A 17,842-nucleotide genomic window follows, 5' to 3' on the forward strand; every position below is an offset into this window, starting at 1 on the left:
AAAATATACGATCATGAATATACCTTGTATCTTAATACCTGCGCTAGTTGGATTAATCTGTGGAATTTTAGGTTACTTACTAGGAAGAATGAACTCAAAAAATGATGATTCACTAGCATTGTCTTTACAAGCTGATTTGGATGCCTGCAAAGCGAATACCAAGAATCTGAATGCCCGTATCGCTACTCTGGAAGCTGATTTGGCTGCTAAACCAACTATTAACAGTACAGCACAATCCTTTGCCGCTACAGCCGCTCCGTTGTTGTTATTTGACAATGAGCTCGCTGCAACCGTTTTTGGCAAAAAAGTAAAGGAGAATGATCTTAAAGTTGTAGAGGGAATTGGACCAAAAATTGAAACCTTGTTTAATAATGCCGGAATCAAAACCTGGCAAGAATTATCGGCAACAACAACCGAAAAATTGCAATCTATTTTGGATGCTGCAGGTGAAAATTATGCCATACATAACCCGGGTAGTTGGGCGAAACAAGCGCTACTTGCCTACCAAGGAAAATGGCAGGAATTAAAAGACTGGCAAGACAGTCATATTGGAGGAAAAGAATAAAACCACAATTTATATAACCTTAAAAACTGGCTTCCGGCCAGTTTTTTTTATGCTTTATCGAAAAATTCAGATGACCAGTTCTTGTCTTTATTATACCACAATTGCCCTTCTAAAACTTCTAATGGACAATCGAAATTATTGGTATACAGTGCGCCGGTTCCTAGACCTTGTGGCATTTTTGAATTTTGCAAAAACGTCCATTGTGAGATTGCATTCAGTCCGATGTTACTTTCTAATGCCGATGTAATCCACCAGCCAATATTGTATCGTTCGGCCAACGTAATCCACTCTTGTGTTCCTCTAAAACCCCCAACAAAACTAGGCTTAAGAATAATATACTGTGGTTGGATTTTTTGGATCAGTCTTTCTTTTTCTTCTATTGAAAATACTCCAATTAACTCTTCATCCAATGCAATTGGAAATGGTGTTACCTTACATAAATCAGCCATTGTCTTTACATTTCCTTTTTTAATAGGTTGCTCAATACTATGTAACTGAAATTTATTTAGTTGATTTAGTTTATCTAAAGCTTCACTTAATCCAAAAGCACCATTGGCATCTACTCTAATTTCGATTTGTTCTGCAGAAAAATGACTTCGGATAAACTGTAACAGCTCTAATTCTTTATCAAAATCAATCGCTCCGATTTTGAGCTTTATGCAATTAAAACCATCGGCCAGTTTTTCTTCTATCTGCTGCTTCATAAAAGACGGCTCTCCCATCCAAACCAAACCATTTATTGGAATTGACTTTGTATGATTAGTAAAATCAGAAGGAAACAGTACGTATGGATGATCACTTTTAAGGGACAAAAAAGCCATTTCAATTCCAAATTGTATGGAAGGAAACTCCAATAAGGCTTCCCAAAGTTTCGTTTCACCTAAATGAATGTTCTCGCAAGCCCAGCTTAGTTTTTCTTCATAATCGTCTCGATCATCTGCGCTTAAGCCTCTTAAGATTCCGCACTCCCCGATTCCTTTTTTACCGTTTTCTTCCAAAACAATAAACCAGGTTTCTTTTTCTGTCATAATGCCTCTTGAGGTTCCGGACGGGCGCTTAAACTCTAGCGTGTATTTGTGGTAGGTGGCTTTCAATATACTGTGTGTGTTTTTTTGAACCATATAAGTGATGTAAGTTCATTTAATTGTTGGCGGAAAAACTAACTTATATTTTCTTATATCACTTATATGGTGAAATTTTAATTGGCTAAACGCTTTGTGTTTTTTAAACCATGTAAGTCATATAAGTTCATTTAATTGTTGGCGGAAAAACTAACTTATATTTTCTTATATCGCTTATATGGTGAAATTTTAATTGGCTAAACGCTTTGTGTTTTTTAAACCATATAAGTCATATAAGTTCATTTAATTGTTGGCGGAAAAACTAACTTATATTTTCTTATATCGCTTATATGGTGAAATTTTAATTGGCTAAACGCTTTGTGTTTTTTAACCATGTAAGTCATGTAAGTTCATTTAATTGTTCGCGAAAAAACTAACTTATATTTTCTTATATCACTTATATGGTGAAATTTAATTGGCTAAACGCTTTGTGTTTTTTAAACCATGTAAGTCATATAAGTTCATTTAATTGTTGGCGGAAAACTTAACTCATATTTTCTTATATTACTTATATGGTGAAATTTAATTAGTCAAAAGCTTTAAAATTCTTTCGTAATCTTCTGATTTAATGCCTGCTTTCTGGAAAGTTGTAAAATCCAGCTTTGCTTTATCTGTCCAGCTTAAGCTGTCTGTTACGTTCTGATTTTGATATTTTTTGTAGATAGACTTAGCTGAACTGTAATCGTCGCTTAAAAGGTATACGTGTGCCAGATTCAGTTTTACCGCTAACTCTGTGTCGTCTAACTTTTCACCTTCTTTCAGGAACTTAATTGCTTTTGCGTATTGTTTGGTTAAAATATAACAATACCCAATTGAAGCATAATCTAATGCGGTTGCTTTTCCGTCGTTGATTATGCCATTCAATTTCGGAATGGCTTCGTTGTACTTCTGTTGTTTGATCAAAGTGGCAATCTGTTTGTGCAAATCACTGTAAACATTTTTAGAGATTCCTGCATCATTGTAACAGGCCGCTCCAAAGTCTTTGTATACTTTGGTTCTTTCAATTGGTAATAACTTTTGAAATTCAGCATAACGATATTGCTTCATTATTTTATTCAGTATGCAAACACAAAAATCATCCGAATTGGCCATTTTCTGAGCCATTGTGGATGTTTTACACAAACTGATAATTTCATTTTTATTATCCTGATTCCAGCCACGATTGAGCTTTGTATCTACCCAAGGCACGACTTCTAAAACGATTTTCTGACTTAAAATCCAATTTTTACTTTCAAAACCAAACCAGATTGTAGTCGTATTTTCTTTTAAACAAGAAGATTTGTCCAAAGACAGGCGTTTTGCATCTTTGCTAACCGGTTCGACCTGAGCAAAACAAGCAGCATCGGTTTTCCCGTCACTTACATACTTCTTTGCTTTTTCGCTCGAAGTGAAAATCGAATAAGTACATTGATCATCTCCTGAGATTTTTGACATCAAGAAAACAGCTCCTGCTGAACCCTGTCCTATTCCGTAAGGATCCGGTATCGCTTTTAGCACCGAAACCAAGCTACTGGCCATTTCCTGATTTTTGTCTAAAAGTGTTATTCTATAGACAATCTCAGTTGTACCGACAGGAAAATCTTCGGTGTTTACCGTCATTCGGTCACCGGCAGAAACCAAAAATTCTTTTGTAGTTGCACGCTCTTTATCCCAATAGCCGTCTTTTTGAGCGTAAATATTGCAAAAAGAACAAACAGAAACGAAAAGCAGTATTATATTTTTAGTCATCATTTTAAGCATTTTGCTCACTGGTATTAATCATATTCTGAATTCGCTTTTCGGCCTCTGCTTTTGTAATTCCTTCGTAAAAATCTTTAACAAAGGGGTGATCGTAATCTTTGTGTGGAAAAATTACCGGTCTGCAGTTCCCTTTCTGAGTGACTACGGTTGTTGGAACACTTTCTGAAAAAGTATAGTCTTGCAAAACGTTGTTTAACCATCCGAAATATTCTGTTTCATGCTCTTCATTGTCAAAATTATCAAGATAGTCCTGAAAACTTTTCTCACTCAAAGAAACCCAAAATCCATACTCCAGATCTTCACAATGATCATTTACTTTCTGAAATAATACACAACGAATAAATCTCCCTACATGATCCGGAGATTTAATGACACAAAAGTCTTCATCAATCACCGCTATTTCTTCTTTATCAACCTCAGAAAGACGAGAATAGGCATCAGGCGAAATATACGTTAGTGCCGGCCAACCCTCATGCTGCTCTCCGCAACATTCACAAGTAAATTTTGTACTATCCATTTATTATTTTAATTGAATAAACGCTTCAATTTGATTTCTAATTCCTCGAAAAATCGCTAATACGAGTAGCATTTTAATTTTACAATTCGATTGATTCTCCGATTTCAAGCAGCATTAAATCTTTGCCTTTGTCAAAAAATTGACGAATAGATTCTTCGTGATCAATTTCGATATAACCAAATGTATCAAAATGGTAACCAAGGATTTTATCACATTCTACAAAGTCTGATGCGATTATAGCATCTTCTACATCCATCGTAAAATTATTCCCAATTGGAAGTATCGCTAAGTCCAATTTGGTTCGCAGCGGGATTAATTTCATGTCCATTGTAAGCGCTGTGTCTCCGGCGATATAGATGTTTTTATGTTCTCCTTCAATTACAAAACCTCCCGGATTTCCACCATAACTTCCGTCTGGGAAAGAGCTTGAGTGAATCGCATTTACATATTTCACTTTTCCGAAATCAAACTTCCAGCTTCCGCCATGGTTCATCGGGTGAGCAGTGAAACCTAATTTGGTATAATAATTTGCAATTTCCGCATTAGAAACGATAACGGCATTGGTTCGCTTTGCAATAGCTTCAACATCTAAAACATGATCACCATGTGCATGTGTCAGCAATATATAATCTGCTTTTAATGTGTTTATATCAATATCAGAAGCTTGTGGATTCGCTGTTATATAAGGGTCAACAATAATATGTTTTCCTCCAACTTCAATTCCTAATGATGCGTGTCCGTAAAAAGTAATTTTCATTTTTATAAAAATTTAAGTTGAACTTCTTTTATCTTCCGCCTAAGAAAAGATTAACAATAATGTCTGAGATTAAAGAAATCATACATACCGTTAACAACAAAGAAAGAAGAAAGGTACTCAAGGCTAATTTCTTTAACTCCGGATCTAATAATTTAGGCTCTTGATTTTTGGCAACCGTAATCAAATGTTTTGTTAAGGGGATATAAGCCAATAAAAACAGGTACTGATCAAAATTATAATCACTTAAAATAGCAAAAACGACTACTAAAATCATTGCTGTAACAATCAATGCGAAATGGTATTTTTTTGCCTTTTTGCCCCCCATTTGAACTACAATCGTGTTTTTACCCGATTTACGATCTGATTCTTCGTCACGCATATTGTTCAGGTTTAACACTCCAACACTCAATAAACCAATCGAAATGGCTGGCAGAATCAAAAGCGGATCAACTTCTTTAGAATATAAAAAGTTAACGCCCAGTGTACTTACTAATCCGAAAAAGACAAAAACAAATACATCTCCGAAACCTTTATATCCATAGGCTGAATTTCCTACTGTATAACGAATAGCCGAAACGATAGCGGCAACTCCAAGCAAAAGAAAAAAGATAGAATAACCAAAATTCGACTCCCCGAAAGCAAAATAAATTAAGGTAATCGCAGATAATAAAGTTAAAATCGAAGTGATTATTATCGCTTTTTTCATTTCCTGAGGGGTGATCACACCACTCTGAATCGCTCTTTTGGGCCCTACTCTGTCTTCATTGTCCGTTCCTTTTACTCCATCACCATAATCGTTTGCGAAATTGGACAAAACTTGTAAACCAAGCGTTGTTAGAAGTGCAAAACCTAAAATTTTCCAACTAAAAACTTCTGTTGGTGTATTTATAGCTTCTGTTGGGTTGGATAAAGCGTAAATACTTCCAACTATAATTCCCGAAACTGATAATGGCAACGTGCGCAATCTTGCGGCTTCAATCCAATGTTTCATTCTTTTTTTTATTTTAGATTTTAGAGTGTAGATTTTAGATTATTGGGTTCTGATTTTAAATTATGGATTCAAAAAATCTACAATCTAAAATCAGAAATCTAAAATGTATTATGGTAACCACTTTTTATTACTTTAGATTTTAGAGTGTAGATTTTAGATTATTGGATTCAAAAAATCTACAATCTAAAATCAGAAATCTAAAATTTATTATGGCAACCACTTGTTTTCTCCAAAATTTGGTTTTCTTTTTTCTAAAAATGCATTTCTTCCTTCTTTTGCCTCTTCTGTCATATACGCCAAACGAGTTGCTTCTCCTGCAAAAACCTGTTGTCCAACCATTCCGTCGTCCGTTAGATTCATCGCAAATTTTAGCATTTTTATAGAAGTCGGTGATTTTTGAAGAATTTCCTGTGCCCACTCATAAGCGGTATCTTCCAGTTCGTCATGTGGAATGACAGCATTTACCATCCCCATATCCATTGCTTCTTGAGCAGAATAATTACGTCCTAAAAAGAAGATTTCACGTGCTTTTTTCTGACCTACCATTTTAGCAAGATACGCAGATCCGTAACCACCGTCAAAACTCGTTACATCGGCATCGGTTTGTTTGAAAATAGCATGCTCTTTACTTGCCAAAGTCATATCGCAAACAACATGTAAGCTATGTCCGCCACCCACTGCCCATCCCGGAACAACAGCAATAACCACTTTTGGCATAAAACGGATTAAGCGCTGCACTTCAAGAATATTCAAACGGTGTTGACCGTCTTCTCCTACATACCCTTGGTGTCCACGAGCATTCTGATCTCCTCCGCTGCAAAAAGAATACACTCCGTCTTTAGTCGAAGGTCCTTCTGCAGAAAGTAACACTACTCCAATCGAAGTATCTTCTTGTGCATCGTAAAAAGCCTGGTATAATTCTGAAGTTGTCTTTGGACGAAAAGCATTTCTAACATTTGGTCTGTTGAAAGCAATTCTTGCAACTCCATTACATTTTTTATAGGTTATATCTTCAAATTCTCTGGCAGTGATCCAATCCATTTCTATTTGTTTAATTTTAATAATTTATAGTGTAAAAATAAACCATTTTTACATTTTTACCTACTCTATTTGGTTTTTGGTGTTTACTAAAACCGGCTCCAAATGTTAACAATTGGTATTTCCCTACAAAAAATAACACTATTTAACATTTGTTTTAAAAAAAAATAAGTAATTTTACACCCTTATAATCAGCAAGATACATTTTATTTTGTTGTTATTTGATTGATTTTCTTTCACTGATTTATTAACCTAAAAAATGACTTTTTTTGAGAAAATTTAAAAAATTTGTCGCTCATTTTTTTACGGTTTTTATTAGTAAACCAATAATTAATGAGCAAATGATTTATGCATTTGTTAAAACTTCAAGGAGGAAATAGTAACACCTAAGGTTAAATGCTGGAAATGTATCCGTGTTAGTACAAAAATGAATACGAAAAGAGGAAAAAATACTAATTAAATACTTTCCAAAAGTTATTCTATACAACCAATGGCTTAGCCGTGAATTTGATTTTTTGCTTTTAAAATGAATGTATCAATTGTTTAAAGACATACCCATATAAAGAAGTAATTTCTAAAATTTTTAAAGCTATTATTTTTTTAATGGATTCGAATTATTTTATTTCTGTTTTTTTTTAATTACAATTTTTTTTAAAACTAGAATAAAAAAGAGAAAGGCTACTTGTAATGAGTAGCCTTTCTTGTTACCAGTATTTGATCAAGTACAAAAACTTTTGGAGAAGTGAAAATCTCGCAGAGTCGCAGAGTCGCCATGTTTTTCTTCTGTTTTTTTTTAACTTTGCGACTCAGCGTCTTTGCGAGAAATAACATTCCTCTAATCACTATTCTCTAAAATCTAAAAAATAACTTTTCATTCTCTAGCCATACGAGCCTAAACAACGAAGGAGAAATCACACCAAAAATTCCGTATAGAAAATCGCCAATCTTTGGTGATTTGCGCGTGTGATTTCTCCTTCGTCGAAATGACAGGGTTGCAAGAAATAGGTCTTTTAATCAATTCGTTCAGAACAAAAAAAATCCAAATCCCCTATAATAGTATTGGGATTTGGATTTTTTTATTTGGAATTTAAACGTAAGGTTTTAACTCTCTTTTATCAGGTAAATACCGTCTTCTTTAATTTCAATGAGTTGCTCTTTGTACAAAGCTCCAATAGCCTTTTTGAAGGTTTTTTTACTCATTTTCAATACAGTTTTAATATCTTCCGGATGCGAGTTGTCATTCAGACGCAAGAATCCACGATTGGCTCGCAATTCGTCCAGAATCTTATCTGCATTAGGTTCGATGCTTTGATATCCCTGCACTTGCAAGGCTACATCAATTTTATTGTCAGGACGGATATTTTTAATAAAACCGCGCATTCTGTCACCTGTTCTGATCGCATCATCGTATACTTCGTCTTTATACAACAATCCTTTGTGTTTTTCATTGATAATCACATTGATTCCGATTTCGGTAATGTGCGAAACGATCAAATCTACTTCTTCTCCGTTTTCAACCGTTAAAGAATCATTGTTTAAAAACTGATTCGTTTTGCTTGAAGCCACCAAACGATTTGTTTTTTCATCCATATAAAGATAAACCAAGTATCGTTTTCCTTTTTCCATCGGACGGGCTTGTTCTTTAAACGGAACCAAGATGTCTTTTTCCATTCCCCAGTCCATAAAAGCACCTACCTGATTGATGTAGTTTACTCTTAGAAGAGAAAATTCATTCAATAAAATATAAGGCTCGAGTGTAGTGGCAACAGGACGTTGTTCATGATCCAAATAAACAAAGACAATAAGTTCTTCACCTATTTCAAATTCATTGGGAACGTATTTATTCGGTAATAATATATCGTGTATTCCTTCAGGGTCTTTTTCGGGATTCCCTAAAAATAAACCAACTTTGGTATCACGTAGTATGGTAAGTGTATTGTATTTTCCTATTTCAATCATATTCTTGAGGTTCTGGGCTCATAAGCAGCCAAGTTTCTAAGCCGCAAATGTACGAAGTTTGAAAATGGTAAGCAGAAAAAATATTTTATAAAAAAGAACTTCCGTATCGAAAAATCAAAAACCTATATTTGACAAAACTTTATTGTACTATTTTAACGTAAAGAATTAATAGGCCCAAACTTAGATTTCTATGGTATTTCTTTGCATAATTCAACGGCTTTATTAAAATTCTTTTATCCAAAAACAGTACAACTTACCCCTATTTTTCTCAAATATTCACCATAAAAATGGCAGAAAAACATAAAATAAAAGCAGTAATTTTTGACATGGACGGTGTCTTAATCGACTCCGAACCTCTTTGGCAAAAGGCTGAATTTGAAGTATTTTCTTCACTGGGGGTTACGGTAACAAAAGAAATGGCTGAAATTACAAGAACAATGACCACTGCCGAGGTTGCTAAATTCTGGCACACAAAATTTCCATGGACAAATATCAGTCTTGAAACGACGGAACAATTGGTGATAGCAAAAGTAACCGAGCTCATCAAAAACGAAGGCTTGGGTATTTCAGGTATAAAAACGTATATTGAATCACTTCGAGCGGAAGGTTTTAAGATCGGGCTGGCTACCAATTCTCCATACAGTATTATACCAATTGTACTGGAAAAACTAAACCTAACACCATTATTTGATTCTGTTTCTTCTTCGGATGATGAAGAAAATGGAAAACCGGATCCTGCAGTATACCTAACTGCTTCGAGAAAACTTGGTGTCGCTCCAAACGACTGTATCGCAATCGAAGATTCTTACTCCGGAATGAGAGCAGCAAAAAGTGCCGGTATGCGGGTTGCGGCTTTTACTAACAACACAACCAACGGAGTCGACACAAGTCTTGCTGATTATATTATAGAAAACTTTAATCTTGAACTTCAGAAAAAAGAAAGACTTTATTGTTTTTTGTGAGCATTTCTGTTGGAATAATTTTTTAACACATAGAGACATAGTTTTTGAAACTAAAAAAAAGAGTGTTTCACTCTAAATAAGACACAATAGAACTATGTTGAATAAAAATGATTTTCTTGGGCTATCTTAACTTAATAAACTTAAACCTATGTTTTTATCTGTTAAAAATAATTGCTGTCAAAGGGTTAACACTAAAACATCAATAAATGTGATTTACTAAATAAAAACACAGGTTTTCCGTAATTTTATAACTATGTCACTATGTGTTAAAACTAGTTACATCAACGCGTTAAATGTTAATCTTACCTCCTATGGCACCTTATTTCTTTATAATACCCTGATAAAGTTTAAAATTATTATATTTACTTTTTAGCCAACCGAATAATGTTGCCCGAATAATGAAATCCCGCAACGTTTGGCCGATCAATTATAAGCAGTTAAGATGGAAAATAATACCGTACCAATAGCACCGATATCTTTGGATACCAATACAATATCGAACAAAAAGATTAAAAAAGCAGATTTGTTGCCTAATCCGGAATCTCAATTGGATTCTATGGAAATGAAGGAAACACCTATTAGCGATTCCAGCATACTTTTTAGAGATCTGACTGATACTGCCAGCAAAAAAGAAAGTATTATCCGATTAATTGATAAGTTGGATGTCGAAACTAATCTTAGATACCAAAGAACAGAAGAAGATACTTACTGTAATGTATACTCTTATGATTATTGCTATTTTAGTAAAGTATATCTTCCAACGGTTTGGTGGACAGCCGAATCTCTGGAAAAATTAGAACAGGGACAGGATGTTGAAGCTGTTTTTGAAGAAACTGTTGATCGCATTTATTCCAGCGCTCTACACGATTGGTTCCCTGAATGGGGTGGCGATTTTGGGTGGGAGCAAATAGCTACAGTCGATGAAATTCAGAATAAAGTAAACGCCAACGGTGGAATTGGAATCATTTGCGCTAAAAGAAGAGAAAAAGGGCTTTCGGGACATATTGTTCCCGTTGTTCCTGAAACCGCTCTGCACAAAGCGTATCGTGAGAATGGCGTAGTCGTTTATCCACTACAATCACAGGCAGGAAAGCTAAATTACAACTACTTTTCGGAGGTTAGAAAAGATTGGTGGAACGATGAATTATACTCCTCTTATGTGCTTTATTACCACCCTTAGCCGAAAATAATCAACTTCGTTATACAAACTGCTAAAAATTTATTGATTATCAATGGGTTAACTACTTGGAAATAACAAAATAAAGAACTACTTTCGCAACTTGGAAAAAATAAGAATAGCCAAAGTTGCAATATTGCTATTCATCTGTCTAAATTATTGATATAAAAGTGATTAATAACGGTAGTGATTTTATAACCTCATTATAAAATTTTACTTTTTTATCAGTCTTTCAGTCGATACAGGTGTGAAATTTCTAAGACTAAAAAATATAATTCTATAATTTTAAAAGTAAGACATAACTTTTTTAATGGATATTACAACTGTGTTTAATCCGTTAAAAGACTTCTTGTGCCTGATTTTAAATTGATTTGAATCTTATTTTTCGAATAAAAGACAATGCTTTAAAAATATAATTAACCATAAAAAAAGACAATTAGTATAAATGAAAGACAATCAGACAAAAAAATATTATTGGGGAATAGGATTAGAAAACGAAACCTACATGCAATTTGAAGAATCCCTAATAGTTACTGGTGAATTTATACAAGAAAAGATTGGCTTTGAGAAATACAGTATTGACTATAGAAAATGTTATAAACCGGAAAGCCTTACTCCTGTTCTAAAGAAAGCTTTTGGTATAACTGAAAATTACAAAGTAAGCCGAATGATCAACAGTCATTCACTGGAAAAACTGGATATAAACTATCAGCACAAAACATTATCGACTGTAAAAGCACTTGCTGATGCAGAAGAAACGGATGCCGTTACCGCTCAACCTCTTGAGAATCCAGATTATCTTGGGAAATCAATTATGGAGCTTTTCCTTGAAGCACAGCCTTACAACATTCAAAGTATGATCAGCCAAAGAAACAAAACGATGGGTTCTGTTCACTTTGATGGCGATTCTATCGAATTTGTGACTAAATATTTTGAAAATCGAACTGTGGTTGATTCCTGCAAAGAACTAAAAGCAACTAAAAAGTTGTTTATCGATAAAATCAATGAATCTTCTGTTTTAAAAGGAAAACTAAATTTTCCGGATTATAACAATGGTCTTAACATGTTTATGACCAATCAGGAAAACCTGGTTTTGTTTAATAATGGAACGTATCATTTTCATATTACTTTGCCAACTCTGACAGAAGACAGCAGGATTACAGATTATACTGATTTTGAAAAAACACATGGTAATGCCATCTATTTACTGCAATGGTTTGAGCCGTTTTTTATAGCAACACTTGGTAGTCCCGACATTATGGGGGTGATAAGTGACAAATACGGTTTGGATAAAAAGTTCACTTTAGGCTCTATGAGAAATGCGATGTCTCGTTACATAGGCGTTGGAACTTATAATAAATCGATGCCTAAAGGTAAAATTCTAACCTTTAATGTAGATGATTTCAGAAAACTGCTAAAGTTTGAAAAGGAAGAAAACATCTGGTGGCGTGATCAGATTGAAGCAGAAATGGAGTACGAAATGCTTTCTGAAGTGGGGCTTGATTTTAATCAGGAAAAAATGTATCAAAGTGGTTTTGAGTTCAGAAGTTTTGACGAGTTTCCGGCAAAATACCTGGATGATGTTCTTTTTTCTATTATTTTAATTTGTGAGCATTCTTTAAACCTGCCTGATGTACAGTGGGGACACGACAGTAAAGCCTGGAACAATCTAGTTTTTAAAACTTTAAAAATGGGTTATTTGACTGAAATCAATGAGGAAGAAAAGAAAGAAATTTTAGACTTATTACAACTACTAAACCCATCAGACAGCAATTACAATACATTAAAAGCTGAATTTGAAGCTATTGTTTTATTAGATGAATTTTTCTTTAAGATTCTTGCTGTTTTACATGATAAATACAAAGACAACAATGTTTGTCTGGATGCGATGTACGGACAAAAAACAAGTTCTCCTCCAAAATGGGACAACTTTAATAAATACCAAACAGAAAGACACTTGCAACAAATAGGTTCTTTTTGTGATAATTAGAAGTTTAATTTTTGACTAAAACCAACGGCCAAATTCGATTATGAATTTGGCCGTTAGTTTTTTTGATCTTTTGCCACGAATTTCACGAATTATCACGAAATGTTTTTTTTGCCACAGATTAAAAAGATTTGCACAGATTATTTAATCCTTTTAATCTTTTAAATATGTGGCAGTTTTTCCTCTATAAAAGTCCTTTATAATACGCTTCTACATCCTTCCAATGGTAATAAGGAGCTTTGTCTGTCTTTATAGTCGGAACAAGGATTTCTTTTTCATGAAGAAAAAATTTGACTAATATATCGTCAGATTTTCGTTTGCGGAAAAACACCATTTGTATGTTTCCGGCCATGGGAGCAATTCTGAAATTATTCCATGCTTCGTAAAAAGTAGCGGGATCAGAGACACTGTTATAACTTCCGTCTAAATGAAGAAGCATTGCCAGTGTGATTAAATTACCATCGTGTGCAAAACGAAGTGTAGCGCCTTTGCCTTTAGATGTAATCATCGTATTGGCACTTTCTATGATGTTTTTCAAGGTTGGCTTTTGATTTTCAAACATGATTCCGTTGTTGACTACAGCATTGGCATCACTCACATATTGACGGTAATTTGTCGTTTGCCACAAATCAAAAAGCTCTTCTTTTTCAAACAGATCATAGAAAGTCAGTTTTGTTTCTACATTTTGCATTCCTCCTGCTATGGCGAATAGTTTTTTCATAAGAGCACTTGTATCTACTTTTTTTGCTACATAATCGGCATTCGAAAATAGCGACTTAACCAAACGATCGGGATGGATGTGTTTGTCTTCAAATTCCTGGTATTCTTTTTTCCAGGTATCTTTGGCGGCTTTAAAAGCAGTTGCTTCGGGAGTGTTGTAGTTGAGATAACGTTGCCACTTTATACCGGCATTTCGGTCAATTTTCAGGTCGGGATTAATTTCTTTAAGTCTTTCGCAGAATGCATCCATACTGAGTACAACACGCACTACTGTTGTAGCGCTGGCCTCTATTTGAGCATCCTTAACAAACACTTTTGGGTATTGTTTGTACATGCGTTCTGCAATGCCTCTTTGCTCTTTCTGTCCCAAAGGCGCAAGATCTCCTCCGCGAAATTCAACCTCTTTCCAAAGTTGCTGTAATCGCTTTAGGGCATCGTTACCCAGACTTGTCAGCGCATTGTTTTTATTAGCTTCTTCAAGCAAATCTAATACCTCTTTATATTCTGCATCACTTGTCAAATAACGAGATCCATGACGTCCAAAATGGCTTATGTAAAAGGCTTGATATCCTTTTGGTACAGCCGTGGTGGTTACATTATCTTTGGTAGGATAGGCATAATTAACTCCGGCTGTTTTCTCGGGAGTGTCAGACAGTTCTTGTTGGATTGATTGTCCTAAAACAACAGATAAATTGGTAATTGCAATTAATAGCGCTAAGTAGATTTTCTTCATTTTGGTTTCGGTTACTGCAAGGCAAATATATTCTAAATATCAGAAAATCGCTGCTGGCCTTTAGAATATAAATTACCCTTCCCTATTCCACTTTTAGAATGTTGTTTTGTACCCTATCCCTATCGTGTATTTTCTTGTCAAACCATCAGGTCTTGCGTCTCTGACTACAAATGGCGTAGCTAAGGAGAGTTCCAAACTTCCTCCTTTAAACGAATAGGCAGAGATAAGATTTCCGTTAATAGTAAGGCCTTCGGATCCTTTTATTGCCTGTCTTGTCCCGTAAATATCTTCGTAGGTATCTTCACCTAAATGATAAATAAACAACACATTGGGTTTGAAACTAAACTTAGAATTTCTTGTTTCAATAGTATAAGTAGTACGAAAAAGCACATCGGGTCTACGTTCAAAAAGATTTGTAGTCGGAAAATCGGTTGTTCCGGAATATTCTGCTATGTATGAATTTGCATTAATATTAATCACAGGCAATTGCAGCGCTGAGATAAAATCCAGTTTTTTATACGTAAGATTGACGCTTCCTATAAAATCAAACGTCCCCAAACTACTCTGATAATCCAACGGAAGCGGATGATCGTTTATTTTAAGATTGGAGCTGTTAAACGGGATCTTTAGCCCTGCTGTATAACTCCATTTGTATACTTTATTGGATCGTGTTTTGTAATGTGCTGTTAAAAATGCATCACCTATAGAACCTCTGTCTCCAAAACTCCCGCTGGCAAAAGAGGAAGTGATCTTAGCGCTTCCTGACCATCTTTTATTAAAATTACGCGTATAAGAAACATAAGGTGAAATATAAGTTACATCTGATTCTCCTGCACCAAACACAGTGCTAATTTCGATCGCATTTTTTGCAATACTATCGGTTGCATACGTATTGTTTATGCTGCAAACTCCCGCATCACTACAGCCTTGCGCTTTTATACCTACGTAAAAAAACATACAAACAATTAAATAGATTTTTTTTGATTTCATAATAATAGTAGGTTTAGTTAAAGTTTTGCAAAGGCAAAAAGGTGGTTGAACTGCTGACAGTGTATCAATACATAGGGATAAACGGAAAGATCGACATTGTCCGGAATTCTAAAGGCTTGATTAGTACCATTCCCAAGAGATCCCAAATTGACAAAATTAACTGGGGAACTACTTTTAGAAAGATAAACTTTTAAGTCAGGACCGTTTGTGACCGTGAAATTCTCGAGAGCTAAATTGCGATGTGTACCATCGCTATAAATTTTAGCGCTTCCGGAAACGGAATGACCTGATGTGGGAGCAAAATTTCCTGACGAAGTAACCACAGCTGTCACCGGAATTTCTACAGAGCCAACCGGTTTACGGGTGAGCTCTCCTTCTGATTCACAGGAACTCAATACTGAAATTAGAAACAATAGGTAGATTGTATTTTTCATAGCGTATACTTTATATTTCAAAATTAAACACTATAAACAAAGGAGATTGTCACCTATCTTACATTTGGGATAAGATAGTGAAGAGAATATTATTGTTTTTGCTCTCAAACGGTTACTTACAAAAACTTCTACTTGTCAATTTACTTGCCGTAAAGCGCTATAAAGCTACATTGCTTTCATATAAAACAGGTATTTATACTTTAGATCGGAAACTTAAAAAAAACTATTTTTGGATCTGCCTAAAATCTTTATCCAACTACGGCATCAAAACTATCTTACCCTAAAAGGAAGAATTCATTTATGTGCTGTGAAATAAGATTTCAAAATGGTTAAAATTCGAAGTAAATTTAAATCTGCAAAACCATAAACGCTAAAAAAATATGCCTTGGACTATTCTTGAAAAACTATGGAAGCGCACTTTAAATCCATCCGGTTCTTCTGCTACAAATACTAAGCAAACCTGGGATGATGAAATTAAAACCTTATACCAGCTAGGCATTAGTATCGAAAATGTACTACAGTTTTTATACTTTGAAAAACCTGATTTCGAAACTTTTAAAATTTGGATTAATACCAATCGGAAAAACGAAAATTCCGAGTTTGAGGACTTGTCAGCCAAAGTACTTTCAGATGAAGATCTGCAGTTTTGGAACAAAAATGGTTACGTCATTGTAAAAAATGCCATTTCAAAAAAGGATTGTGAAGCTACGCAGCAGGCTATTTGGGATTTTTTAAAAATGGACCCGGATACTAAAGAAACCTGGTACAAAAGGCATGAGAATCAAAAGGGACTAATGCTTAATTTCTCGGATCACGAAACATTAAATAGGAATCGATTGTCTCCAAGAATTAAAAAGGCTTACGAACAACTTTATAATACAACCAAAATATACAAAACCATTGATAAAGTAAGTTTTAACCCTCCTGAGACCGAAGATTTTACTTTTATCGGAAGTCCTCTTCATTGGGATACTAATTTAAAACAACCCATTCCGTTTGGACTTCAGGGACTGCTTTATCTCACCGATTGTGGTGCCGATGATGGTGCCTTTCATTGTGTGCCGGAGTTTCATAACCATATAAATAACTGGCTGAATGCCCTTGAATCCGGTGAAAACCCAAGAGAAATGGCACTTAAAACTTTGCTACCAAAACCCATACTCGGCGATGCCGGCGATTTTATTATCTGGAACAATACTTTGCCGCACTGTGCTACACCAAACAAAGGAAAAAGTCCCAGAATGGTACAATATCTCACTTATCTGCCTGATGATTTTGTCACACTTGAAGAATGGGTTTGATTTTTATACTCCAACCTTAAAAAACAATGATCTCAATAGATAGCCTTTCGATTAAAATGCAAGAATCACTTCCCTATTATTTGTCTGTCACTTCTCCTTTTTAAGCTATCTTTTGATACTGTAGAATCAAATGGAGTGTTTTTGCATTTTTTAATATCTTTGGCTGATACTTTTTTAGCACATCGCTAAAACCAATGAAATAAAAATTAATGATACTACTAGATAACAACTACCGTTTTAATGTTTCAGAAACTCTTTTTGTTTTTGCACTGGAGTCAGAAGCTGGAAATGTTTTTGACGGAATGAATAAATTGATAACCGGTATTGGAAAAGTAAATGCTTCGATAGCATTGACCAAAGCTATAATCCATCAAAAGCCAAAATTGATCATTAATCTGGGCTCTGCCGGAAGTAGTCGTTTTAATAAAGGCGAAGTAATATGCTGCAGAAATTTTATTCAGCGTGATATGGATGTTAGAGGTCTTGGCTTTTTGGAGTATGAAACGCCACTCTCAGGTATTCCTGTCGTACTTGAACACGGTCATTTTATGGGTGGTCTGCAGGAAGGAATTTGCGGAACTGGAGACAGCTTCGAGATGAATCACATCAATGATGCCTACAATGTAATCGATATGGAAGCTTATCCACTGGCTTTAATCGCAAAAATGGAAAACATCCCTTTTCTGTGTCTTAAGTATATTTCAGATGATGCCGGAGACAACGCTGCTGAGGACTGGACTGTACAGGTACATCTTGCTGCACATGCCTTCAAAAAAATACTATTTCCTACTGAATAATTCGAGTTTTAAAGAGATTTGAATTAAGTAAATCTGTTTTTGAGATTAGACAA

At 34.8% G+C, this 17,842-nt stretch carries 16 protein-coding genes; 6 read left to right on the forward strand and 10 right to left on the reverse strand.

The genetic code is table 11. From position 1 onward, the window contains the following. Window positions 1-13: 13 nt before the first annotated feature. The gene (locus ACHRV5_RS02730; RefSeq protein ID WP_047777426.1) at window positions 14-565 is read left to right on the forward strand and encodes a hypothetical protein; all 552 of its coding nucleotides are present in this window, start codon (window positions 14-16) and stop codon (window positions 563-565) included. Between the two features lie 47 nt (window positions 566-612). On the opposite strand, the gene ACHRV5_RS02735 is transcribed toward ACHRV5_RS02730, so the two are convergent. The 7 genes from ACHRV5_RS02735 to ACHRV5_RS02765 form a co-directional block, all read right to left on the reverse strand. Next, window positions 613-1,659, reverse strand: a complete 1,047-nt coding sequence (locus tag ACHRV5_RS02735; RefSeq protein ID WP_395425837.1) for an o-succinylbenzoate synthase — start codon at window positions 1,657-1,659, stop codon at window positions 613-615. Window positions 1,660-2,208: 549 nt separating this feature from the next. Continuing rightward, window positions 2,209-3,414 carry a tetratricopeptide repeat protein gene (locus tag ACHRV5_RS02740; RefSeq protein ID WP_395425838.1) on the reverse strand — a complete coding sequence of 402 codons (1,206 nt, stop codon included), beginning with the start codon at window positions 3,412-3,414 and terminating at the stop codon, window positions 2,209-2,211. A 4-nt stretch (window positions 3,415-3,418) separates the two neighbouring features. After that, window positions 3,419-3,943 (reverse strand): DUF2199 domain-containing protein, encoded by a 525-nt coding sequence (locus ACHRV5_RS02745; RefSeq protein ID WP_395425657.1) that lies wholly within the window; start codon window positions 3,941-3,943, stop codon window positions 3,419-3,421. A 79-nt stretch (window positions 3,944-4,022) separates the two neighbouring features. Further along, window positions 4,023-4,700, reverse strand: coding sequence for a metal-dependent hydrolase (locus ACHRV5_RS02750; RefSeq protein WP_047777423.1), 678 nt, complete (start codon window positions 4,698-4,700; stop codon window positions 4,023-4,025). Window positions 4,701-4,728: 28 nt separating this feature from the next. After that, a complete protein-coding gene (gene menA, locus ACHRV5_RS02755) occupies window positions 4,729-5,691 on the reverse strand; it encodes a 1,4-dihydroxy-2-naphthoate octaprenyltransferase (protein WP_047777421.1) in 963 nt (320 codons plus the stop codon). A 207-nt stretch (window positions 5,692-5,898) separates the two neighbouring features. Next, window positions 5,899-6,732 carry a 1,4-dihydroxy-2-naphthoyl-CoA synthase gene (locus ACHRV5_RS02760; RefSeq protein WP_035681238.1) on the reverse strand — a complete coding sequence of 278 codons (834 nt, stop codon included), beginning with the start codon at window positions 6,730-6,732 and terminating at the stop codon, window positions 5,899-5,901. A 1,098-nt stretch (window positions 6,733-7,830) separates the two neighbouring features. Next, a complete protein-coding gene (locus ACHRV5_RS02765; protein WP_047777419.1) occupies window positions 7,831-8,688 on the reverse strand; it encodes a S1 RNA-binding domain-containing protein in 858 nt (285 codons plus the stop codon). Window positions 8,689-8,975: 287 nt separating this feature from the next. Here ACHRV5_RS02765 and hxpB point away from each other — a divergent pair, with 287 nt between their 5' ends. The 3 genes from hxpB (at window position 8,976) to ACHRV5_RS02780 (ending at window position 12,817) form a co-directional block, all read left to right on the forward strand. After that, window positions 8,976-9,650, forward strand: a complete 675-nt coding sequence (gene hxpB / locus ACHRV5_RS02770; protein ID WP_395425658.1) for a hexitol phosphatase HxpB — start codon at window positions 8,976-8,978, stop codon at window positions 9,648-9,650. Between the two features lie 442 nt (window positions 9,651-10,092). Further along, complete coding sequence (locus tag ACHRV5_RS02775; protein WP_230002083.1) at window positions 10,093-10,830, forward strand: hypothetical protein; 738 nt, start codon at window positions 10,093-10,095, stop codon at window positions 10,828-10,830. A gap of 442 nt (window positions 10,831-11,272) precedes the next feature. After that, a complete protein-coding gene (locus tag ACHRV5_RS02780) occupies window positions 11,273-12,817 on the forward strand; it encodes a hypothetical protein (protein ID WP_395425659.1) in 1,545 nt (514 codons plus the stop codon). A 181-nt stretch (window positions 12,818-12,998) separates the two neighbouring features. Here ACHRV5_RS02780 and ACHRV5_RS02785 read toward each other — a convergent pair whose 3' ends face one another. The 3 genes from ACHRV5_RS02785 to ACHRV5_RS02795 all read right to left on the reverse strand — a co-directional run bounded on the left by ACHRV5_RS02785 (window position 12,999) and on the right by ACHRV5_RS02795 (window position 15,691). After that, entirely contained in the window at window positions 12,999-14,267 is a 1,269-nt protein-coding gene (locus tag ACHRV5_RS02785) for a histidine-type phosphatase (protein WP_395425660.1), read from the reverse strand. A 93-nt stretch (window positions 14,268-14,360) separates the two neighbouring features. Then, complete coding sequence (locus tag ACHRV5_RS02790; protein ID WP_395425661.1) at window positions 14,361-15,257, reverse strand: hypothetical protein; 897 nt, start codon at window positions 15,255-15,257, stop codon at window positions 14,361-14,363. Window positions 15,258-15,274: 17 nt separating this feature from the next. Continuing rightward, on the reverse strand, window positions 15,275-15,691 hold the full coding sequence (locus ACHRV5_RS02795; protein ID WP_395425662.1) for a DM13 domain-containing protein: 417 nt from the start codon (window positions 15,689-15,691) through the stop codon (window positions 15,275-15,277). A 380-nt stretch (window positions 15,692-16,071) separates the two neighbouring features. Here ACHRV5_RS02795 and ACHRV5_RS02800 point away from each other — a divergent pair, with 380 nt between their 5' ends. Both ACHRV5_RS02800 and ACHRV5_RS02805 read left to right on the forward strand, forming a co-directional pair. Next, window positions 16,072-16,992 carry a phytanoyl-CoA dioxygenase family protein gene (locus ACHRV5_RS02800; RefSeq protein ID WP_395425663.1) on the forward strand — a complete coding sequence of 307 codons (921 nt, stop codon included), beginning with the start codon at window positions 16,072-16,074 and terminating at the stop codon, window positions 16,990-16,992. 209 nt (window positions 16,993-17,201) lie between these two features. Beyond that, window positions 17,202-17,789, forward strand: a complete 588-nt coding sequence (locus ACHRV5_RS02805) for a nucleosidase (protein ID WP_395425664.1) — start codon at window positions 17,202-17,204, stop codon at window positions 17,787-17,789. Window positions 17,790-17,842: the final 53 nt, after the last annotated feature.

The sequence above is a fragment of the Flavobacterium sp. FlaQc-52 genome (assembly GCF_044007495.1).
In the GTDB taxonomy this organism is placed as follows: domain Bacteria; phylum Bacteroidota; class Bacteroidia; order Flavobacteriales; family Flavobacteriaceae; genus Flavobacterium; species Flavobacterium cupriresistens.